Annotated in this window: 9 protein-coding genes; 7 read left to right on the top strand and 2 right to left on the bottom strand. The window is 46.0% G+C overall.

From position 1 onward, the window contains the following. The first annotated feature begins 78 nt into the window (after nt 1–78). From JCM16456_RS07980 to JCM16456_RS07955, 6 genes are all read left to right on the top strand, one after another. A complete protein-coding gene (locus tag JCM16456_RS07980; RefSeq protein WP_068713713.1) occupies nt 79–1758 on the top strand; it encodes a cyclic peptide export ABC transporter in 1680 nt (559 codons plus the stop codon). A 145-nt stretch (nt 1759–1903) separates the two neighbouring features. Then, a complete protein-coding gene (locus JCM16456_RS07975) occupies nt 1904–6703 on the top strand; it encodes a non-ribosomal peptide synthetase (RefSeq protein ID WP_068713712.1) in 4800 nt (1599 codons plus the stop codon). 546 nt (nt 6704–7249) lie between these two features. Then, nucleotides 7250–15355 (top strand): non-ribosomal peptide synthetase, encoded by an 8106-nt coding sequence (locus tag JCM16456_RS07970; protein ID WP_068713711.1) that lies wholly within the window; start codon nt 7250–7252, stop codon nt 15353–15355. A 444-nt stretch (nt 15356–15799) separates the two neighbouring features. After that, complete coding sequence (locus JCM16456_RS07965) at nt 15800–16045, top strand: hypothetical protein (protein WP_068713710.1); 246 nt, start codon at nt 15800–15802, stop codon at nt 16043–16045. Nucleotides 16046–16259: 214 nt separating this feature from the next. Further along, nucleotides 16260–17282 (top strand): ABC transporter substrate-binding protein, encoded by a 1023-nt coding sequence (locus JCM16456_RS07960; RefSeq protein WP_082712252.1) that lies wholly within the window; start codon nt 16260–16262, stop codon nt 17280–17282. After that, complete coding sequence (locus JCM16456_RS07955) at nt 17279–18622, top strand: GGDEF domain-containing protein (protein ID WP_068713709.1); 1344 nt, start codon at nt 17279–17281, stop codon at nt 18620–18622. The genes JCM16456_RS07960 and JCM16456_RS07955 overlap by 4 nt, the downstream gene beginning before the upstream one ends. 57 nt (nt 18623–18679) lie before the next feature. Here JCM16456_RS07955 and JCM16456_RS07950 read toward each other — a convergent pair whose 3' ends face one another. Next, nucleotides 18680–19228, bottom strand: coding sequence for an MSHA operon transcriptional regulator (locus JCM16456_RS07950; protein WP_068713708.1), 549 nt, complete (start codon nt 19226–19228; stop codon nt 18680–18682). A gap of 513 nt (nt 19229–19741) precedes the next feature. On the opposite strand from JCM16456_RS07950, the gene JCM16456_RS07945 reads away from it, so the two are divergent. Next, on the top strand, nt 19742–20893 hold the full coding sequence (locus JCM16456_RS07945; protein ID WP_068713707.1) for a GGDEF domain-containing protein: 1152 nt from the start codon (nt 19742–19744) through the stop codon (nt 20891–20893). A 103-nt stretch (nt 20894–20996) separates the two neighbouring features. On the opposite strand, the gene JCM16456_RS07940 is transcribed toward JCM16456_RS07945, so the two are convergent. Then, complete coding sequence (locus JCM16456_RS07940; protein ID WP_068713706.1) at nt 20997–23810, bottom strand: Hsp70 family protein; 2814 nt, start codon at nt 23808–23810, stop codon at nt 20997–20999. Nucleotides 23811–23853: the final 43 nt, after the last annotated feature.

Genomic DNA, 23853 nt, shown 5'->3' with positions numbered 1-23853 from the left:
GCTGCCCAGCGTGCTGGGCAGCGTTGCCATCATTGAGGTTGCCTTATGGCACCTTATGGATAAACACCGAGGTTAAAGATGTTTAAATCCATTTTATTACGTTTTAAATGGCCGATTTTAACGGCAACGTTTTTCAGCATTTTGGGCGCGTTAGCGGGCCTAGGGATGTTGAAGATTATTACTACTCAGCTTGCGGCGCTCAGTGAATCTCATCACATCAACTGGAATGATTTTGCTCTGTTTGTTTCTGCGGTACTGGGCGTGCTGCTGTTTGGGTTGGGTTCGCGTTACTTGCTGGCGAAATTGAGCGCTCAAGTGGTGTATGAGTTTCGTGATGAGTTAGCTAGACGCTTACTCTGTACTCAATATGCGACCATAGAACGCCTTGGTGGACATCGTATCCTTGCCGCGATGAAAACCGATGCAGCTAAGCTTTCTGATGGGCTGCTGATCATGCCGGGCTTCATCTACAGTTTTGTTACTGTGTTGCTTTGTCTTGGCTATTTGGTCTTTCTTTCTTGGCAACTGTTTAGTGTGGTGTTTGTGCTGATCACGGCCATTGTGTTACTGGCTCGCCTGTTCTTGGGAATCGGTTTGCGCCACTACCGTATCTTACGTGGTCATGAAGATGAACTGTTTGATGGTTTAACGACGCTTGTTAATGGCGCGAAGGAACTCAGCATTAATGCCAAACGGCGCAAATTTGTTTACCAAAGTATTTTGCTACGTAATTTCGCCGATATTAAAGAGCGCAGTATTAAAGTCTCAGTGCTGTTTACGATGTTAAATAGCATGGCATCAACGTTAGTGTTCTTTGTGATTGGTGTGATTGTCTTTGGGGCGGCTAATTATTGGTCAGAAATATCACTCAATACGATAGTTAGCTTTGTATTAACCATATTATATATGATTAATCCTCTGGAGAGTGTGGTCGGATCTTTAAATCAAATGAGTGATTTCTCTGCTTCTTATCGCAATATCGAAAATCTGGATTTAAATAATTCATCTAATTTTGCGATACGTATCCAGAATGATGCAAATACAGTTGATATAAAACAGTGGAATGAAATTAAAATAAGCCAACTTTGTTTTGAGTATGAAAATAGCGGTCTTGATGATTATCATTTTTCTGTCGGGCCTATTACAACTCAACTTAAACGGGGTGAAGCAGTGTATTTAACTGGCGGTAATGGCAGTGGAAAATCCACATTCGCTAAATTACTGCTCGGCTTGTATCAAGCCACCAGCGGTACGATTAGTTTGGATGATAAGCCAATACGTCAGGTGGATGAACTGCAGAGTTATCAAGGATTATGTTCAGCAATATTTTCAGATTTTCATCTTTTTAATCATGTGCTTGCACCAAATGGTGAATTGGCAAAAGACGAAGATATTGTGCCGTTTCTACAACAGTTAGAGATGGATAATAAGGTTTCTACGTATCACGGGTGTTTCTCATCGACGGCTTTGTCTCAAGGCCAGAAGAAACGCTTGGCGTTAGTTATGTCGTATATTGAAGATTGTCCGATTTGTTTATATGACGAATGGGCAGCAGACCAAGACCCAAGATATAGAGAGCTTTTTTATACTGAAATTATTCCGCAATTAAAACGTCAAAATAAACTTGTATTAGTAATTACACACGATGATAAATATTTTGAATTAGCTGATCAGCTATTGCGCTTCGAAAGTGGCCATTTGGTTGAGGATATTCGTTTGTCAGAAAGTAAAGTTAATTTTGACCCAATATTTTCGTAAATAAATGTAAATAAAATAACAATAATGGATAACCAAATATTTGGTTATCCACATCACTTGAAAGTAACGTTTAGGCTTTGATTGTTTGTCTTTTTGTTTCATACAAAAAGGCCCATTATAATTTGTAAAATGCGGGTTATTAAATATGGAAAAACAACACCGTTTGTCACTATTACGTGATGAGACGTTAGCTATGCCATTGTCTTCTGCTCAACAGGGAATGTGGTTTGCTCAGCAATTGAATTTAGACGCCAATCCCAAAGTGTTTAAAATCACCGAATATTTGCAAATTGATGGAGAAGTCGAGGTATCGGTTCTTCTCAATGCTTTTCAACACACGCTCAAAGAAACCGAATCTTTCCAACGTATTTTTTACACAGGCAAAATGGGGCCGTTACAGCAGACGGTCGTTCATCAGCCCTACGTTATTCCAGTCATTGATTGCAGTGAGGCCGCCGATCCGCAGCAAATGGCCCGCGATTGGGTGGAGAATGAAAGCCAGAGTGCATGGGATTGGGATTACGACCGCCTGTTTTCTCTCGCGGTGTTGAAATTAAGTCCAACCTGTTTTTGGTATTTCGCCTGTGCCCATCATTTGATTATTGATGGTTTTGGCGCTCAATTACTCTCATCTCGCGTAGCACAGGTATACAGTGCCATGATGGCTGATGAGCCTATTCCTGAATGTGATTTTACCTCGCTCAGCAAAGTGTTAGAGAGCGAAGAACGTTATCGTGCTAGTAATGCCTACCAGAAAGATCGTCAATATTGGCTCGATCAGATGGCGGGAATGCCGACACCACTGAGTTTGTGTGAACGCCGTGCAGTGTGCACGGGCATTGTTCGCCGTCAATCATACTTGCCTGAAGAAACACATCAAGCATTGCGCCGCTTAGCCGCTGACCTTGGTACGCCTCTGCCACAACTGCTTATCGCCTTGACTGCGCTGTTTTTGTATCGCATAACGGGTGAGCAAGATCTACTGGTAGGGTGTCCAATGACAGGGCGCAGTAGCAAAGTCGCCCGCCGTTATGCAGGAATGATGTCGAATGTGCTACCGCTGCGCTTAGCGATTGATCCTAATGGAACTTTAGCTGATTTAGTGGAGCAAGTTCAGGGGCGTGTTTTAAGTATGGTGCGTCACCAAAATTATCGTGGGGAAGAGCTTAGTCAGGAGTTAGGATTAACTAAGGTCGACGACGCCTTAGTGCTCACTCATATTAATATTTTGCCGTTTGAATACGACATGACCTTTGCTGGTTTGCCTGTGCAAGCCAACAACGTCTCATTGGGGCCTCTCGATGACTTGTCAATCAACGTCTGTGACCGCGGCGCAGAGCACGGATTAGAGCTGTGCATCGATGCTAATCGCACGCTTTATGATGATGCGACTCTGGATGGACACTTTCAGCGCTTAATGCATTTTTACACCGCAGTGACCAAAGTATCGCAGCAATCAAGTTTAGCCGACTACCCGATTATGATGCGCGAAGACTTAGCTCAATGGCAGCGCTGGAATGACACTGTGCAAGATTTTGGTCCGCATCAGCCGGTGTTTCGTCTTTTTGAACAACAAGTTGAGCAAACGCCCCACGCCATCGCACTTTCCGTTGAAGAAGGGCAGCTCACTTACGATGCGCTCAATCGACGAGCTAACCAATTGGCGCACTATTTGCGTGAACGGGGCGTAGGCCCTGAAGTGAAAGTGGCTGTGTGTTGTGATCGCAGTTGGGATTGGCTGATTGCCATGGTTGCAGTGTGGAAGGCGGGCGGCGCGTATGTGCCGATTGACCCTGCCTATCCAATGGAACGCATCGACTACATTATGCAAGATTGTGCGCCGCAGTTTTTACTCTCTGATGGCGTGGTGTCCTTTGAAGAGCAGCAAAGCCCGGTTGAAGTGCTGCACATGTCCGATGATGAAGTGTTATGGATGTTTGGCAGTGAAGAAAACCCAAGCCATGAACAGTATGAAGCTAATCATCTCGCCTACATCATTTACACCTCGGGTTCGACGGGTAAACCGAAAGGGGTGATGGTGGAACACTGCACCTTAACCAACTTGGTTCATTGGCATAACCAAGCATTCGCGGTGACCTCTGCAAGCGTAGTGTCGAGCGTGGCTGGTATGGGGTTTGATGCGACGGTTTGGGAAGTGTGGCCTGCGCTTTGTGTTGGCGGTGAGCTTTGTGCGCCCAAACTTGAGGTAACGCGCGACCCGCAACAACTATTGAATTGGTGGGTGAATCAACCGGTTCAATTGAGCTTTTTGCCCACTCCGATTGCTGAACTGGCGTTTGCGCAGAATGTCGCACCAGCCACGTTGAAAACTTTACTGGTGGGGGGCGATAAGTTGACACGCAATGCGCCGCCCGAGGCCCATTACGAACTGGTGAACAACTATGGTCCGACCGAAACCACAGTGGTGACGACATCAGGTGCCATGACCAATGCGGATATTTTGCATATTGGGGCACCTATCGCTAACAGTCGCATCTATGTGTTAGATGAGCAACACAAACGTGTACCTTGTGGTGTGACCGGCGAAATCTATATTGGTGGTGCTGGTGTTGCGCGTGGCTATGTTAATTTGCCAGAGCAGACCGCCAGTCGATTCCTGCCTGATCCGTTTGCTGATTTGCCTTACGCGCGCATGTATCGTACCGGTGACTTAGCGCGTTGGTGCCCTGATGGCACGCTGGAATATCGTGGTCGCAATGATAGCCAAGTGAAAATCCGCGGTTTTCGAATTGAACTTGGCGAGATTGCTCATAGTGTACAAGCCTGTCAAGGCGTTGAGCTTGCCGTGGTCACGGTAGAAAAAGAAGCTCAAGATCAGCGTATTATTGCTTATTTTACCGTTAATCAAGCTATCGAGTCGACGCCAACACCTAATGCTCTCCATCAAGAGCTGGCACAAAAACTACCGAGTTACATGATGCCTTCGGCTTATGTTGAATTGGCGCAGATGCCGCTGACCGCGAACGGAAAAGTCGATTATCGCGCTCTGCCTAAACCGACTGAAGGGGCGTTTATTCAGCGTGAATATGAAGCGCCACAGGGTGAGGTTGAGCTGCGCATGGCGCAGATTTGGCAACACTTACTGGGCGTAAACCGGGTTGGTCGTCAAGACAACTTCTTTGAATTAGGTGGGCACTCACTGCTGGCGGTGCAATTGATTGACCAACTGCGCCAGCATGGTGATGAGTTGTCGATTAAGGCACTGTTTACTCACCCAACGTTGGCGCAATTGGCCACGCAGGTGAATAATTCTGTGCTAGATCCGACGGTCATTGAGGGCCTTGATACCGATCAACCAGACGTTCTGGAGCCATCCCAGCACAATGAGTTGACTCCGTTACAAAAAGACATTCTTCAGCATCGATTGCGCGCTGAACAGGCAGCAGAGCCATTACTTGCCTTACATGAGCGCTATCGTCACCCCGATTACCTCACTCAATTGGTTTTGCCCATGCGTGAAAATGGCACGCAAACGCCGCTATTTTATTTCGGTGATGATGATGAAAATCAGGCTTGGCTTGAGCAATTGAGTATCGCCCTTGACCCGCGCGTTCCGGTTTATCGCTTGCGTTGTGGTGAGCAAGTTTTGCCCCAACTGAATACGTTGCAAAAACTGGCTGAGTACTACGTTCTCGCAATTCGTCAGTGCCAGCCCCAAGGGCCATATCAATTGATTGGCCGCGGTGCAGCAGGAATGATTGCTTATGAAGTGGCAACACAGCTGATGGGGGTGGATCAAGAGGTTCGTTACTTAGGTCTGATTGATTGTTGGGCCGCGACAACTCAAGCACAGCAATTGCGTCTTAGCGAACATTCACCAGTTTCTGTGGTGCCATTACTGAATGCTCATACCGGGCAGGCTTGGATTGAGCATGAATATCAGATTCATCGTTTACCTCTCTCGTTAAATCTGTTTGTTTCGCGAGCCACTGACAGTACTCTCGGTTGGGAACACTATTATGCCGTAACAGAATTGGCATTGACGATCGGTAGCGCGAACGCGGCTTATATCACGCCAAATCAAGTTGCCGAGCAGTTAAACCGTGATTTGTTGGATGGGCCTGTTGTGACAGGATTACCCCATTATGACCCATTGATTCCATTGCAAACGGGGACGCGTGATGGCGATATTGCCATTTGTATTCCTGGTGGTGGCGACAATGTATTTGCTTTTATTGATCTGGTGGAGCAAATGGATAACGCCATGTCGGTGTATGGATTACAGCCGCGGGGATTATGGGGCGATTTGCCAGCACACACGCAAGTGCAAGCAGCAGCTCACTGTTACCTTAACGCCATTTTGCCATTGTTAGTGAAAGACCAAGGAATTGGAGAGAAAACGCTAGGGCGCAAAGTTCATATTATTGGTCACTCTTTTGGGGGATGGGTTGCGCTCGAATTAACGCAACTGTTGGAAGCCAAGGGCGTTGAGGTAGTTGAATTGGTGATGGCGGATACTCAGCCACCACAGGCCGTGCAACGGGAATATACCGACCTAGAAGTGATCGCCTATTTGGCGGGGTTAATGGAGATGCACGGGGTTTCACTGCCGATGACTTGGGAGATCTTAGAAACCTTAGAACCTGCGATGCGGATCGAAAAAGTGTATCAACAGTTGGTAAGTAAAGGTGTGTTGCCTGCCAACACTACGCCAGCACAATTTGCTGGGATAGTGCGTGTGTTCGCTGCTAACTTGCGAACTGGTTATCAACCTGAACAGTGGCCAGCTGCTCCGATTAAGCTGCTACTCTCGAGCCAAACGAGTGAGGCACAATTGAATTCAACCAAGCTTGGTTCTGAGCAAACACTCTGGTTAAAACATTTACCCAAATTAGAGGTGGCGCATTCAGCTGTGAATCATATGCAGTTGTTAAAGAAAAACCATGTTCATCAATTAATGGAACTGATTCATATTAAGTATTGATATATTTTAAATATCGACTTTGTAAAAAATGAATATCAATGTTTTTAATGGCAGATAATTCAAGGTTAGCTATTGGTGTATATACAGTGCGAATCTAATTGTTATATTAGGCTCTTGGTTTTTAATGGATGTGATATTTTATAATTTACTAATATTCATGTTTCATGAAATATTAAATTGTAGTGGGATATTCATCCCAAAAACAAATATTCTAAATAATAATCATCAGTTCAAGTATTAATCAGTGCCTAATTGGAGTAGTCTATCAATTAAATTGTACCGTATTATACCTTTTCTTAAAGGTTAAGTCTGCTTATGTGGTGAGTGTTAACTTCACTGATATGGTTCCTTATTAACGTATTTTGATTATTAGATTCATTTTTTCGAATGTACTTTATTGTTGATTTTTAAAAACTTAACCCTGTAATTCCCATTATAGGGTTATTTTTATTTTTGTATTTATTTTGTTAAAAATTGTGTTCATTTGCGGCCTTTTAAATTTGTAGAGGGCTATATTTACGTGTGTGTAATAGAGAGTTTATATCTATGATTGATCTGAATCGTTCATCAATTTATGCCGGTGAACAGCAGAACCTTGTATTACCTTTATCCGCCGCTCAAAGAGGCATGTGGTTTGCTCAGCAATTAAATAATGAAGCCAATGCCAAAGTCTTCAAAGTTATCGAATATATGGACATTGATGGCCATATTAATTCTGATTTGTTGGTTCGGGCCATTGTTCAAACCCATCAGGAAACCGATGCATTTCAGTTTAATTTTGAAATGGGATCGCACGGTGAGGTGCACCAAGTGTACGCGCCAAGAAGTTGTTTGGTTCCGCAAGTCGATGTGAGTCAAGCGCCCGATCCAGCGGCCGCAGCCCTTGAATGGATCGCGCATGAAAGCGAGCGCCGTTTTGACCCGTTGTTTGGTCCGCTCTGTTCATTTGCCGTGATAAAGTTAAGTGAAGATCGTTATTGGTACTTCTCTTCGGCCCACCATCTCGTCATCGATGGATTTGGTGCGCGACTTTTTTCAACTCGTGTCGCTGATATTTATACCGCATTAGCCCAAGGGGAGGCGGTTCCACATACTGACTTTACCTCGCTCGCGAGTGTGTTGGAACTTGAGCAGCAGTATCAACAAAGCAAGCAATACAGCAAAGACCAAGATTATTGGTGTGAGCAAATGAAGCAAAGGCCAGCGCCAATCAGCCTTGCATCTCGTCAATCCTCTTGTGTTGAGATAGTGCGTCGTCAGGCTTACGTGCCCACCTCCGTTCAACAACAATTACTGTCTCTAGCACACACACTTCACACGCCGTTACCGCAACTGCTGATCACGCTAAATGCGCTTTATCTTGCGCGCATGACTGGTCAACAAGAATTGGTTATAGGATGCCCAATGACAGGGCGACGCAATAAAGTAGCACGCCAATGCCCGAGTATGATGTCGAATGTACTCCCATTAAGGCTCAACTTTGCACCACTGAGTACCTTGGCTCAGTTGGTGGATCAAGTAAAAGGCAAAGTGATGAGTGCGGTACGCCATCAGGCCTATCGTGGTGAAGCGTTGTCCGCTGACCTTGGTTTGGTGAATGGCGACGATGTGTTATGCCTTACTCACGTTAATATTTTGCCGTTTGATTACACCATGACGTTTGCCGGTCATGCGGTTCAATCACATAACTTAGCGCTTGGACCCATTGATGATTTGGCGATCAACATTTGTGATCGTGGAGAAGATAAGGGACTAGAGCTGTGTCTTGATGCAAACCGTGCTCTGTATAGCGATGCTGAACTGGATGGCCACTTTGCGCGCTTAATGAATTTCTATCAGCAAGTGGTTAAACAAGAATTATCTTTGCCAGTTGGTCAATTTCCCTTGCTTACCGCTGATGACGAGCAACATTGGGTAATTAGCAATACGACGCAAGCTGACTTTGGCGCGTTTCAATCGGCGTACGCGCTTTTTGAACATCGGGCTGAAGTGTCTCCGAATGCGATTGCGGTCAGTACCGAGAGTGACAATGTCACTTATGCAAAACTTAACGTTCAAGCCAATAAACTTGCTCATTATTTACGTCGTTTAGGTATCAGTGCTGAGAGCAAAGTCGCGGTATGTTGCGACCGAGGTGAGCAATGGATTACGGCATTGTTAGCGGTGTTTAAAGCGGGTGGCGCTTATGTACCAATTGATCCGGCTTATCCGCAAGAGCGCATTGAATATATGCTGCAAGACAGCCAACCTCAAGTGCTGCTGACCGATGGTATTCTCGATTTTTCTGCGGACGCTTTAGCCAATTTTGAACACTCAGTGACGTTAGTGCATCTTACGCAAGATAGGCTTTTATGGAACCAAGAGAGTGAGCACAACCTCGATCACCGTGCAGCTACAGCTCAAGATTTAGCCTATGTGATTTACACCTCCGGCTCAACCGGTAAACCCAAGGGGGTTATGGTTGAGCATCATACTTTGACCAACTTAATCCATTGGCATAACCAAGCGTTCTCGCTCAATGAGCACAGTGTTGCTTCGAGCGTTGCGGGGATGGGATTTGATGCGGCGGTATGGGAAGTGTGGCCACCGTTAGCAACAGGAGCACGGTTATGTTTGCCTGATCTTGCCACAACTCGGGATCCGCAGCGCTTATTGGCTTGGTGGCAAGCGCAAGACGTTGAAGTGAGTTTTTTACCTACGCCGATCGCTGAATTAGCGTTTGCTGCACAAATTGCGCCAAAGAGCTTGCGTTATCTTTTGGTGGGCGGTGATAAACTCAATCGCAATGTGCCAGAAAATGCCCATTACACCTTGGTCAACAACTATGGTCCAACCGAAACCACTGTGGTGGCCACCTCTGGGCAGATGAATGGTGCTCAAACCTTACACATCGGCAAACCGATTGCGAACACCCAGATTTACCTGCTTGATGAACAGCAACAGCGTGTACCGTGGGGCGTAACGGGGGAAATCTACATAGGTGGTGCTGGGGTGGCTCGTGGCTACCTTAACTTGCCAGAACAGACCGCCGAGCGATTTGTCTGCGACCCATTTTCGACGTTACCGAATGCGCGTATGTACCGGACAGGCGATGTTGCTTCGTTTGCATACGATGGCACCTTGATTTATCAAGGTCGTAATGACAGCCAAGTGAAAATTCGTGGTTACCGTATTGAGTTGGGCGAAATTGCTCATGCTCTGCAACAGTGCGCTGGAGTGGAGATGGCCGCAGTCCAAGTTCTCAAAGAGCAAAATGATCAACGCATCGTTGCCTATTACACAGAGGCAAAGCGGAATGCGCAAAGCGACCTCAATCCTTCCGTTAGGATTGAAGAACTGCACGAGCAACTTGCAGCTACCTTACCCATCTATATGGTGCCCAGTGCGTTTGTCTGTTTAGAGCAATTGCCTTTAACGGCAAACGGCAAAGTCGATTATCGCGCTTTACCTCATCCAAGTGCTGATGCTTATATTCATCGCACCTATGAAGTGCCTCAAAATGAACAAGAGCGGTTGCTTGCTGACATTTGGCAAACACTGCTTGGTGTGGAACAAGTTGGTCGCCAAGACAACTTTTTTGAACTGGGTGGACACTCACTGCTTGCAGTGCAGCTTATCGAACAGTTACGTCAGAGTGGTATTGAATTAACCATCAAAACCTTGTTTGCTCATCCTACGTTAGCAAAGCTTAGTCAGGCACTTTGTGCCTCTTCAACGGCGGCTCCATCTCGTTCTCGAGTTCCCCACAACCGCATATCCCTTGGCTTGAGCCAATTGACTCCACAAGAGTTGTCGCTCATAGAGTTAGAGCAGTCGCATATTGATTTGATTGTTGCACAGACCACAGGTGGGGTAAGTAACATCCAAGAGATTTACCCATTAGCGCCACTGCAAGAAGGGATTTTGTTCCACCATATGCTTGCGCAAGAGGGCGACCCTTATATCACAAGAGCCATCAAAGCGTTTACCACAGAGCAAGAAATGCAGCGTTTTGTCGCCGCTTTGCAAGCGGTGATCAATCGACACGATATCTTACGTACCAGCGTTTTGTGGCAAGGTTTGCCTGAACCGGTCCAAGTGGTTTGGCGTGAAGCGCCATTGCATGTCCAGCAGCTTGAATTGGCTGAGGAAGACAAAGTTGAGGCGTTAAAAGCGCATTTTGCTCCTGAAACAACACGCATTAATGTGCATCGTGCGCCGATGATGGCACTGGCCGCGACCGAAGATGCGGCCCATGAACGTTGGTTGCTCTGTTTGATGATGCACCACCTTTGCTTTGACCACACCACCTTAGAGCTGATGATGGAAGAGGTTCAAGCCCATTTGCTCGGCAAAGAGGATTTGTTACCGGCACCACTGCCGTTTCGTGATTTTGTTTACGAAAGTCGCCAACAGGTTGATCTTGAAGCGCAACGTGCTTATTTCACTCGTCGCCTTGCGGATATCGATGAGCCATGTGCGCCATTTCAATTATTGGATGTCCAAGGCGATGGCAGTGATACCACGGAATACCACTTACCATTAGAGGCGGTTTTAGCAGATAAGATTCGCGCGCTAGCCAAACATCACGGTGTAAGCGCTGCCACGGTATTCCATCTTGCATGGGCATTGGTGATTCGTGCGGCGACAGGTCGTGATGATGTGGTGTTTGGTACGGTACTGTTTGGTCGTATGGCGGCCGGCGATGGCGCTAATCGTGTATTGGGGATGTTTCTTAATACCTTGCCATTGCGATTGAGTTTAAGCACACAATCGGTGGCCAGTGCCATTGACGAAACCCAAGGGCATTTGGCTGAAATGTTGGATTACGAACACGCGTCGCTCTCTCTTGCCCAACAGTGCAGCAGCGTGGCGAAGCAAAGCCCTCTTTTTACTGCACTGATCAATTATCGCTATGATGGTGGCAGTCGCCAAACTGAGATTCAAGCACAATCTCTGGATCTGTTGTACGCAGAAGAGCGAACCAACTATCCGATGGTGTTATCAATTAATGATCACGGCTTAGGCGGTTTCTCACTTGATGTTCAAGTTGCAAAGCGGGTTGGCAGTGAGCGGGTTGGCGCTATGATGGTGACGGCGTTGACGAATCTGGTTGATCCGCAAGTGGCTAATGAGCCGATTCACAAGCTGAATGTGGTGCCTGACACTGAATGGCAGCAGTTGCAAAAACTTGCGCGAGGTGGAAGTCATTCGGTGGTGGCGTGTCAGTCACATGACAATGTGGTGCAACGTTTTACTACTCATGCTCATCGTTATCCTGACGATAGGGCGTTGCTCGATACACTTGGAGCAATGAGCTATGGTGAATTGGACCAGGCGTCCAATCAATTGGCACATCAGCTTATTCACGCTGGCGTGGGCGCTGAGCAACGTGTGGCGCTCTGCTTTGATCGCACTCGTTATAGCATTATTGCGATGTTGGCGGTGTTAAAAGCGGGTGGAGCTTATGTTCCTATGGATCCTCACTATCCTTTAGAGCGCTTGGCGTATATGGTCGAAAACAGCGAACCGACCTTGATTCTCACTGATGGCATTGTTGATTTTGCACCCGTATTGGCGGCGATGTCACCTGACAGCCGTTTACATGCTCAAGCCGATAAGGTCTGGAACCTGATGCAAGAGACCGACTGGCGTTTGGCAAGCAGTGAACCTGTGGTCAACACCATTAAAGGGAATCAGCTTGCCTATATGATTTATACCTCAGGCTCGACCGGGAAACCGAAAGGCGTGATGGTTGAACATGCTCAATTATTGCATTTGGTCGATTGGCACAATCCGGCGTTTGGCGTTACTCGCCACACTCCAGTTTCTGCAGTTGCGGGAGTCGGATTTGATGCGAGCGTATGGGAAATTTGGCCACCACTGTGCGTGGGAGCACAATTGCATCTGCCAAACTTATCCATCTCAAAAGATCCCGAACAGTTATTGCAATGGTGGCAAGATACCCCGATTGAAGTGGGCTTTTTGTCGACTCCGATTGCTGAACTGGCTATACAGCGTAAGTTAACCCATCCAACACTGCGCTACTTATTGGTTGGTGGCGATCGCCTCAATCGAGTGCCGGCAGCAGATGCCTCTTACCAATTAGTCAATAACTATGGTCCAACGGAAACCACTGTGGTGGCTACATCTGGCGTCATTATCAGTGATGCTAGCGTCATTGATATCGGCCAACCGATAAAAGGTAATCAGATCCATCTTTTAGACAGCTACGGTCAATTGGTGCCTTATGGCGTGGTTGGAGAGCTGTATATTGGCGGAACGGGCGTGGCGCGCGGCTACTTTAAACTTGCTGAGATGACCGAGCAGCGTTTTATCGCTGATCCGTTTACAACCCAAGAGATAAGCAAACAGCCGGGCGCTGTGATTCCGCGGCTTTATCGCAGTGGTGATTTGGGGCGCTGGCGTCAAGATGGCACGTTAGAGTATTTGGGGCGCAATGATAGCCAAGTGAAAATTCGCGGTTTCCGGATTGAGCTAGGAGAAATTAGCGCTAGCCTCAATACTCACAGCGGCGTGAGTGAAGCAACTGTGACGGTGAACTGTGAGCAAAACACCACGCTGGTGGCGTACTATGTTGGGCAAGCGCAGCCTCAAGCACTGAAAGTCTATTTGGCGGCGCGATTACCAGAATATATGGTGCCGGTTGCCTATGTGAAATTGGATGCTCTGCCTTTAACGGCGAATGGCAAAGTGGATTACCGTGCCTTGCCCGCTCCGCAGCAGCAAGATCTTGCGCAGCAGGCGTATCTTCCTCCTGAGGGAGAGATAGAGCAAACCATCGCATCGATTTGGCAGCGTTTGCTTGGAGTGCAGCAGATTGGCCGCCAAGACAGTTTCTTTGAACTGGGTGGTCATTCGATGTTGGCGGTGCAATTTTTAAATGAGGCGCGTCAGCATGGTTATGAATTAAGTTTATCGGCGCTCTTTACCTCATCACGTTTGGCTGACATTGCCGATATGATTGCGCGTCATGGCGAGCAAGCGGATATGGCGGTGGCACTACGTGCAGCAAAAGAGGATGAACGGCCGCTGTTTATTGTGCCTGAAGCCAGTGGCGAGATGATGTATGCGCCACTACTGGCAAGTTATATTGATCCTGCAATACCTGTTTATGGTCTGTCGGCACCGGATCGTAACGAGGCGCCGTTTAAAACCATTGAAGCGGCTGCAGCGCGTTTTGCACGTTTGATGCGTGAAGTCCAGCCTCAAGGCCCATATCGCTTAACTGGCATTTCCCTTGGTGGCACGTTGGCTTGGGAAATTTCCCAACAATTACTAGGCCAAGATCAGCAAGTGGAATACGTTGGTATTGTTGATACATCGGCGGTAAAACCTCAGGTAGCACGTCATCAATTGCGCGAACAAATGAGTGATGAGCAGCAACTGACGGCGATGAGTAAAGAAGTCTTTGATGGTTTGGCGGCAGATATTTTGAGTCTCAACCAAGAGTTGACGCCGGAAGATCCTTCTATCTCTTGGTATGACTACTACCGAGAAGCAAGTGCTATGGGAATGCTGCCAAGCGGTTGGAGTGAGCAGTATTACCGTCAATGGTTATTGCATCGCGAAGGTATTCTAGCGGCCGATTATCACTATCAAGCTCTGCCGATGGCGATGGATCTATTGATTGCAGAAGAGCGCCCAGTGGGAGAATCCGCTGAAATGGCAGCTTATCTAGGTTGGGACCGCTTCATGCCTACGCAGGAGATCACGGTTGCCATGATCAAAGAGACCAATCATTACCATGTGTTCGTTGAGCCATACATTGGTTATATGGCAGAAGCGATGTCGCAAGGCATCTTGGCACGCCAAGCACAATATGAGCAAGGTCACACGTTTACCCACGCGCATTTTGAGTCAGCAGTTGAAATACTTCATCAAGGTGACAATGTCACAAATGTGGTGCTGTACCTACTTGATAGCACAGATCTGTTGCTCAATCGTCGTCCGCACTTGTCGAATTGGGGACAAGATTGCCTCGTGTTGGCACTACGCCCACGTGGTTTGAATGGCCTAAATGTGCCACACACAACGGTCGAGGCGGCGGCGCACTATTATTGGCAAGCGATTCAGTCCTATATCCAACCAGAAGCTACCGTGCATGTCATGGGAGCCGGCAGTCAGGCTTGGGTTGCTGCCCAATTAGGCGCGACGATCGCTCAGCATGTTGATACGACACCTCAAGTCTATCTGGATCGTGTCGCAGCAACGGAGAGTGACGACAATACGAGGGGACAAGATGTCACCATGGTTGAGGTGATTCTTCACTGGTGCAATCGGTTAGCAAAACTTGGTTGGGTATTGGGGATAACGGAGCGGGATATTCTGACGTTGGATCACCAGCAACGTATTGAGCTACTGGATGCCGCTTTGATTGCTGCCAAACCGACCAAAGCTTGCCAAATGAAAGCGTGGCCAACAGCCCAAGATATTGAGGCGTTACTGCGAATTGAGGCGGCGCAGCAGCGCATGCCAAGTGCTTTGACGATACCAAACCATGTCTGTCAACATTGGTTACTGAGTACGGTAAGTGAAGAAGAGTGGTCTTGGTGGCAAGGCACTCTAGATCATGTGACGCGTCATAACGAGCCGCACAGTTGTTGTGGTTTGGATCAAAGCATTGTTGGTCTGGTAACCGGTGATTTCTAATCTCTATTACAGCCAATAATGACTGACGTCAGCAGGAATCATGAGAGTGATTCCTGCTTTTTCTTAGACGAACTGTTACGACTAAATCATGGTTCTGCGCTGTGAGCCAATGAGGTAAATGCGAAACGCAGATCTACCTCAACCCTACCATTTCCTCGGTATACCCAAGTCACCTCATGATGCTGTTTTAGCGAGAATGTATTCGCTCTTAGGTAACGCACTGATTTGAATACGTAGTTATTCTACGTAGAAAATAGAGATTCTGGAAAATTCCTTTATAACTACTACACTTAGAGTGTATCCCGAGTAAGGCTTTGTCATTATTGACCCACTTTGGATACAGATGCCTTTTATTCATACTGTTTTTTTATACAGCTTTTTAGTTGACAATATGATGTCCAGTAGTATTCTGTACATATATACAGTGGTTGAGGAGGTAACTTTATGTTGTGGGAAACCATGGAACGCGTTAACCGCCTGCGCCAAAAGGCGATGTCCAATCCGGAATTCCTTGCTGCAGCAAAAGAGCATGAAGAAACGCTCAAATTTGTTGAGCAGGAATTTGAACCTAATCACTCGCACAAATCATCTACGCGCCGAACTCAAGCGCGCAAATCCAAACCTAAATCCATGGCGGATATCTATGAAAAAGCCGCTTTTGGGGATAATCCTTCCGGTACGGAACACTAACTTGTGTTACGTCGTTAATGGTCAAATTGAGCCAGTAGCAAATTTGCTACTGGCTTTACATATTATGTGATTATCTCTGCATATCTGTCTTATTTTTCGTATTCAGTTCCGTAAGATTTGCCTATCTGCCTCTTAAGGAGTAGCGGTTTACCAATTCAATACTACACTTTGCATATAAAAGTCACTTCATGTTTGCTATGGGGGCAAGGTGTGAATGAATAGGCGGAGCGTGTCGAAGCTAGGCTGGCTTGCTGCGGTTGTACTTGTTGCACTGATAGCAGTCAATATAAAGGAAGACACGATTGAGTCTTCAGCAAGTGACAAAGTGACAGCACAAAATAGTGTTGTTCGGATAGGCGTGTCTCAAACACCACTTTCCTCACCATTGATCGTTGCAAGTAACTTGGGTCTATTTAAGTTACAAGGTCTTAATGTCACCTTAATACCGTGCAACGGCGGGGTGGTGTGCAGTAATGATATGTTTAAAGGAGAAGTAGACTACGCGACCGCTTCAGAATCTGTCGCTATGTTTAGCAGTTTTAAGCGTAACGATTTTGTTTTATTGTCGAGCTTTGTGTCTTCCGATAATGATATGAAATTGTTGACATTATCAAGCGGTAGGATCAAAAGTGTAACAGGGCTTAAAGGGAAAAAAGTAGGGGTGGTGAAGGCAAGTTCTAGCGAGTTCTACTTAGATTCTGTTCTGATTGCATCTGGATTAAACCCAGCAGATGTCGAACGAGTCTACTATGCGCCGGATAAAATGGATCAAGCGTTATTTAGTCATAAAGTGGATGCGATTTCAGTCTGGGAGCCATGGGGTTACCGCACTGAGATGGGAGCAAATGCGGATGTAATCAACTTAGGTCTCGTCGGTATTTATGATCTTTCGTTTAATTTGATGACCATGAGAAGTTATGCCGAACAACACAAGGAGCAACATCAAAAAATTTTAGCAGCATTACATGCGGCCATTATTTGGATTAATCAGTATCCCGATAAAGCACAGCAGATTATTGCGGCTGATCTAGGCATTAGGCAGCATCAATTAGAATGGTCTTGGCACGACTATTCTTTCCGTCTCTCTTTGGGAAATGCACTTTTAGCCAACTTAGAACTGCAAGCTCGCTGGGCAATAGATAACAAATTGGTAAAGGGAAATATGCCAGACTATCGTTCTTTTTTTGACTCGCAGGCCTTATCCAAAGTTCTTCAGACTGAGGAGCCTGCCAAATGATTAACTCTACTACACGTAAATTAACATTGTTATTGGCTGCTACAGCTCTTTTGGTTGGCTTTATTGTTTTGTCTCTTTTTGAACTTTGGCAGCAACAGCAGAAAACGCAAAACGAGATACATAGCATTACCGAGATTCAACATAGTGTTGATGGTTTACGAAGTCAGCTGTGGGTGTTTTTACAATATGATGATGAGAAGAGTTTAGAGCAGGTCTATCTTGCGCAAAAGAAATTGGCGAGTTTACTGCAAAATACCACTGACGTTGAATTTAGAGTCGATAACCTGATCAAAATGAACGGCAATCTTGCCGCTCTGCTAATTCAAGAGAGAGCATTGACAGAGCAAGATGAAGTATTGTTAAGCAACTCTGGACGCCGCTTTGTTGGCGCTAGAGAGTTGCTCCACTCCCGTTACAACATGTTGGTGCAGAATATGACGGAAGAATTGTCTTATATTCAACGTCTCGTCTTGGATGAAAGTGCCTCAAACCAACAATTTTCCATCATCAGTGCCTTGGTTCAACAAGTGGTATTTGCCCTGATCGTCGGTGTGATAGCGTACATTATTTTGCAGCGGCAAAAGCGGGGTTTCAGTCTTATGAAGCAGGGGATCTCAGATCTTGCTCGTGGTGATTTAGATAGTCGTTTATCCCATCATAACTTGGACAGTGAATTTGTTATTTTGGCGAAATTCTTTAACCAGATGAAAATCTCATTGCAAGATACCACATACAGTAAAGAAGAATTGCAAAGTGAAGTTGAACGCCAAACTTCCAAATTGAAAAAACAGAAAGAGCGGTTACGTTTCTTATCAGAAAAAGATGCATTAAGTGGGTTGCTAAATCGTCGTGCACTGAAAGAACATCTTAACCAAGCGATAACCCAAGCAAGGCGAACTCATCTTAAATTAGCAGTGCTCTTTATCGACCTTGATAAGTTTAAGCAGATTAATGACAGTTTTGGCCATGATGCTGGCGATAGAGTGATTCTAACGATTGCAGAACGATTACGAGAAAATCTACGAGAGTCTGATTTTTGTGGTCGGTTTGGTGGTGATGAGTTTATTGTCTGTCTCGATTTACTCACCAATTTTAGCGGCGTTAAAGAGAAAGCAATGCAATTAATCGATGTGCTTAGCAAGCCGATAACAGTGGATGATGGTTGTGAAGTATCAGTTGGAGCTAGCATAGGTATTGCACTTTACCCCATTCAAGGACATGACGCAGTATCGTTAATTCGTGTTGCCGACAAAGCAATGTATCAAGCTAAGATGAAGATCGAAGGAAATTGTTGTTGTGCATTGATGGATGAACTCGAAGAGGAGATCAAACTTGGATGATCTCCAAAATGATACTTAGAAAATGAAACTCTGCTACTTATCAGTATGGTTGGTTCGTTAGATATCCGCTTTTTTGACAAAATAAGGGTTACTGTATTTTTTTGCAGGCCCTAGTTCACTTAACACCAAGCGGTTCCATAACTCTTTGTCAAACTCTCCCTTTGGAATAGAGGGGTAGAGCGTTTCTAATTCTTCACGAGCGAGATTAAGAAATTCTTTTTTCTTAATTTGGTTATAGCGTTTTACGACGCGATTATATTTCCCCATCCACTCTTGTTTAAATGCTAATAGAGCCGGTTCGGCTTGTTCTAATGGTAAACGAGATAAGTAGATTCGTTTGTATGCGACTTTTCTGTCTTGCATGGTTAATATAGTGGTTTGAATATACCGACCATGGTGCGTGATAGAAATATCGTCATTCGCAAAAGGGACTAAACACCATCCTTTAGGCAAGAAGTCACGATTACTATATTGTTTGTTACGCTCGGTTAGGGCTTTGTGAAGCACTAAATCAGAGGTTCCACGAAAGGTTGCTTGCCATTTAGCAATACGCACTTGAATGGAGCCTGGTAAGCGATAGACGTTGGTAAATTTATCTGGACTCATTGGCTACAACGGATTTGTTTTATCGTTAATAAACGGTACACCCTTATCAGAAAGACAAAGGCCATTTTAATTACATTTTATAATTTGTGAGTAATGAGAGTGGCATATGTGCCTAAGGTTCCCATTCTAACTTAGTTTCATTTGCTCGGTGTGAGCAAGGTCGCACATTCTATACTGTTTACTCATGAAATTGCGAGTAAACAAACGTTTATTTTTGTGTCGGATTAGGCTCAAAGGTGTTAAAGCACCGACGAGATCACTTTTGTTATCGGTAACGTTCCCACAAAACTGTACGGCGATTGTGTTTCTAACGTAGTATCTTCAAGTCACCTAAAGTATATTAAAGATAATGATAATCAATCCTGCTCTTTATTAGTGTGCCTTTATTGATAATTTTTGCAATAAAAAACAAATTAAATGGATTGGGTGTCATATTTTCGTGTATGATTAGCCTGCTTTTCAACCGTTTCGTTTGAACTTCTACACCTAAACCATTTGTTTGATGAGATCTTCATGAACGCCGCTGATATCGATATCCTACGGTTAGCTACAATTATCAATAACTTGATATGTTGCTTTATCGCCTTTTTGTTTCTTTTTATGGCGAGGAATCAGCTCACCCTGAACAAAAAACGCGCAGCTAATTGGTTTATGCTTTATAGCCTGTTTTTTGGTGCCGGTTACGCGATCAGTTTGGCGCGAGGTTGGTTTGATATTCGCTTTATTGTGCTGGCAAATAACTTTACTTATCAGTCGGTGACGTATCTGATGTTGTTTGGGGTAATGCAGTGGTATCAACGTCGCTTAACCAGCAGCGTGCAAATTTTCGCTGCAGTTCATATTGTGGCCTACACTGCCTTAATGTACTGGCTTGTGTTATATGTTCCTGATTCATTTGCATTACGAGCAAATATCGCCGCGGTGAGCTTGTCGTTCGGTTTTCTCTTTGCTACGTATATCGCTATTCAGCATCGTACTCGCGGTAAAATAGGCGATAGGTTATTGATAGCTGGGTTGTTTTTCTCGGCTGCTGCGAGTTTTGTTCCGGCAATTTGTTACGATTTATCCCAGCGTATGATTTTCTTTATTAGCGGCATAGTCGTAGCTCAAAACGTGGTGACTTTTGTCCAATTAGGGGCCATTTTATCTTTACTGTTTTTCGATGAGATAGAGTGGCACTATCAGCGAGCGATACGCGATAAATTGACCGGGCTTTATAACCGCCGTTTCTTTGAAGATAAATCAGCATTGTTGTTTGAAAGAGAACAAGGGCCTTATTTTATTGCGATTATTGATATTGACCATTTCAAGCCAGTGAATGATGTATACGGCCACCTTCAGGGTGACAAAATACTTGAAGAACTTTCTTTTCTCCTACAAAGCGCTTTCGATAATGACTTAGTGGCCCGTTTTGGTGGCGAAGAGTTTGCGATTCTCTTTTGCCGTCAGAGTCGCGATAAAGTGTTTGCTAAGTTATCTCACTTTCGTAAATCCGTTGCAAAACATAAGTTTATGTTAGACAACATCAGTCTCCAGATCACGGTGAGTATTGGTGTTTCCCAATTGGAAGGAGCGCACGACTTAACCCGATGTTTTGGGTTAGCAGATGAAGCGCTCTACCAAGCCAAAGCGGAAGGTCGCAACCAGTTAGTTACGGTCAGTTAACTACGGTTTGCGTTTGAAGTTGGTATAAAGAAACCGCCAAACTGAATCAGTTTGGCGGTTTTTATCGAGCATGATAAATCGAATAGTGGCAGAGCTTGGTCTTCTAGTTGATTAAAATAAGCCCATTGGGCAAAGCATCACCAAAGGCTCGTTTTGACTCACTTTCTGAGAGTTGTGTCACTTCTGCGACTAATCCGACCCATGAGTCAGGTACTTTGCTGCTGCGTAATTTTTCGATAACCGTTGCGCGCAAATCCTCACTAATATCGCGGGTGCGGTCTCCGGTTTTACGACACATCATCATGGTAGCAAAGCCGGCCATTGGCTCTGCATTCCAATCCTCGCTAAGAAGCTTAGGCAGCCATTGCTGAACTTGTTCTCTACTTACCACATTATGGGCGCTGCCATAAAACGGAACGCGCGAGGCAAGACGGCCCAGTGCCCACCAATGGGCAGACACAAAATCGGTTTGGCTGGTGGCCTTTTTCAAAAACCATGTCGCCAGTAATACTTTATCGTCGGGGTGAAGATGTTCAAGCGAGGCAGCTAGGCGCACCATGGCTTCATAACCTCGGTCATGGGATTCCTGTTGGTTTTTAGCTGCTCGCGCAGAACCAGGATGCAAATATTTCGCAATATCAGCCAGAATGGTTTCTTGTTGTTCTTGGTTTAAACCGCCGCCCACGCGCCGCCAAAAGGTCCACCAATCGCTCCATGTTGCATGGCTGGAAAACTGGATGCCTTGCTGGTATATCGGCCATAGTTGTTCCATACGCCATGAATCGGTTGGCGCGCCAAAGCCAGGACGCATCGCGTAGCCAGTCAAACGTAACCATGTTTGTTCATGTTGCATGGAGCGTCGACGACGTTTTTTGCCAAGGGCGAAAGCATCATACAGCTGTCTTAATGTGTCGAAATCCCATTGATCGCGTTTGCCTAGCTTTTTCTCTAGGGATTTGGTCAGCGTTTTGATGGTATCGGCTTCAGTGCTATTTTTATTGCCACTGTACGCTTTGCTAATAAGCTGCAGAGAGTCTGAGAGTGATTTCGATACGGTATTGGTATCGTTATGATTCTCCGTACTTTGTGTTTGGCCACGCACATCAAATTCTAGCGTCCAACGCTGGCTATCATCGTTACCATTTACGCATTCAAGTTGCAGAGTGCCTACTTCGGTGAGTTGGCTTGCCAATATCACCTCAACGCGTTGCTTCTGGTTAGCGGCAAGTTCAACGTTGTCGTCACCTGCTAAGGTTGTGACATAAGGCGGAAGTGCGGCAAACTTTTCTGGGTCAATGTCGCTTAGCAATCCGTTACGGATGGTTGTACCGGGCGCAAGCTCGTCGTAGGGAGAGGTAAGCAACATAAAGCGTACCGGTTCTCCCAAGGTTAGCGAAAAGCGACGGCTGCTAAGACGAATCTCTTGTCCCTCTTCAGTTCCTTTTGCTAACAGGCAGAGAGCTTTTGAACGTTTATTTTTTTCTGGCAGATGCAAGAAATAGGAGCGAGGTGAACCACCGCCAATTTTTAGTTGTGCGCCGCGGCGAGCTTTGCCATAAGCCACCGCACCCAACGCAACCGACCAATCAGGGTGCGGGTTATCGAGCAGAGTAATCGGTGATCCACGCCAATTTTCGAGCAGTTGCGTGATACGCCCAGTAATGAGGTCGCTATTAAACGCGCCCCCATTGAGCAGTAATCCCACTGGCACACATGGCGCATCACCGTCTTGGCCTGCTGCTTGGCGCGCAATCGCTTGGTGCTGAGCGAGGAATTGGGCAATATGTTTACTAACTGCAGGATCTGCTACGTATGGCAAACCAAATTCCACCATTGCGCTGCGACGTTGATCTGGCGTGTCTGTTAAGAGGCTGAGTGGGAAAAATCCCTCCAACGCAATTTGGTGCACTTCTTGTTTAGTAATGGCGACGCTACGCGTGCCACCGAGCAGCTTTGAACCACTCCCTAGCAATGTCACTTTTACTTCATCGGGAGCTTGGCTTGAAAGCAGTTGTTCTTTTGCTTGGCGGGTTTGCTGAATTAGCTTGGTTAACGCGGTAGCATTTAACGCATTACTGCCTTTAAAACGGCTTTCTGCTAAATGGGCTAACGCCAGATCAAGGTTATCGCCACCGAGCATAAGATGGTCGCCAACACCAATACGATTCAGCGCCAACTGTTCTGAGGTGGTGGCGGCACTGATTAAACTTAAATCTGTGGTCCCCCCGCCGATATCGCACACCAAAATAAGTGGAATTTCGGCGAGTTCTTTCGCAGCGCTGGCTTGGTGACGAGCATACCAGTCGTAACACACGGCTTGGGGCTCTTCCAATAACGCGATGTTGTGTAAACCTGCTAGGGTAGCGGCTTCTAAGGTGTACTTGCGTGCCGATTCATCAAAAGAGGCGGGCACCGTGACCACCACATCTTGTTCCTCAAGGGGATGGCTTGGGTGGCGATGATTCCACGATTGGCGGATGTGATTGAGGTAACTGGCACTGGCAATAATAGGAGAGACTTTCTCAACATCTTGTGCACCAGCCCATGGCAGGATCTCTTGCGTGCGCTCCACGCCAGTGTGAGACAACCAACTTTTGGCACTAGACACTTGGCGTCCTTCACTGCGCGCGCCTAAGTCACGCGCCCACTCACCAATGATGGCATGGGGAATATCACCTTCAACAACTTGGTTTTCCCAAGGCAGTGTCATGTTAGATGCAGAAAATTGTGTTGGCGCCGGGTGATAACGGAATGAGGGTAAAAGCGGTTTGCGAACCACTTCTCCCGGTCCTTTTAATTGATCAATGGCAAACAGTTCAATCGGTTGTTGATTGAGTGGTTCAGAAAGCTCGCAGAATGCGACAACGGTATTCGTGGTTCCTAAGTCAATGCCGACAAGATAACGTGGTTTGGACATGAAGACCTCATCAGGGTTAGGCAAGCGCTATTGTGTTGGGTCG

This window comes from Vibrio tritonius (assembly GCF_001547935.1).
Classification (GTDB): domain Bacteria; phylum Pseudomonadota; class Gammaproteobacteria; order Enterobacterales; family Vibrionaceae; genus Vibrio; species Vibrio tritonius.
The sequence above is the reverse complement of the archived record's forward strand: the minus strand, read 5'-3'. Positions and strand labels throughout refer to the sequence as shown.

What these genes read in the sequence shown, in the direction of transcription:
- JCM16456_RS07945 (WP_068713707.1), top strand. Translation starts at nt 19,742, where the DNA reads ATGAACGCCGCTGATATCGATATCCTACGGTTAGCTACAATTATCAAT.
- JCM16456_RS07980 (WP_068713713.1), top strand. Translation starts at nt 79, where the DNA reads ATGTTTAAATCCATTTTATTACGTTTTAAATGGCCGATTTTAACGGCA.
- JCM16456_RS07960 (WP_082712252.1), top strand. Translation starts at nt 16,260, where the DNA reads ATGAATAGGCGGAGCGTGTCGAAGCTAGGCTGGCTTGCTGCGGTTGTA.
- JCM16456_RS07965 (WP_068713710.1), top strand. Translation starts at nt 15,800, where the DNA reads ATGTTGTGGGAAACCATGGAACGCGTTAACCGCCTGCGCCAAAAGGCG.
- JCM16456_RS07950 (WP_068713708.1), bottom strand. Translation starts at nt 19,228, where the DNA reads ATGAGTCCAGATAAATTTACCAACGTCTATCGCTTACCAGGCTCCATT.
- JCM16456_RS07975 (WP_068713712.1), top strand. Translation starts at nt 1,904, where the DNA reads ATGGAAAAACAACACCGTTTGTCACTATTACGTGATGAGACGTTAGCT.
- JCM16456_RS07940 (WP_068713706.1), bottom strand. Translation starts at nt 23,810, where the DNA reads ATGTCCAAACCACGTTATCTTGTCGGCATTGACTTAGGAACCACGAAT.
- JCM16456_RS07955 (WP_068713709.1), top strand. Translation starts at nt 17,279, where the DNA reads ATGATTAACTCTACTACACGTAAATTAACATTGTTATTGGCTGCTACA.
- JCM16456_RS07970 (WP_068713711.1), top strand. Translation starts at nt 7,250, where the DNA reads ATGATTGATCTGAATCGTTCATCAATTTATGCCGGTGAACAGCAGAAC.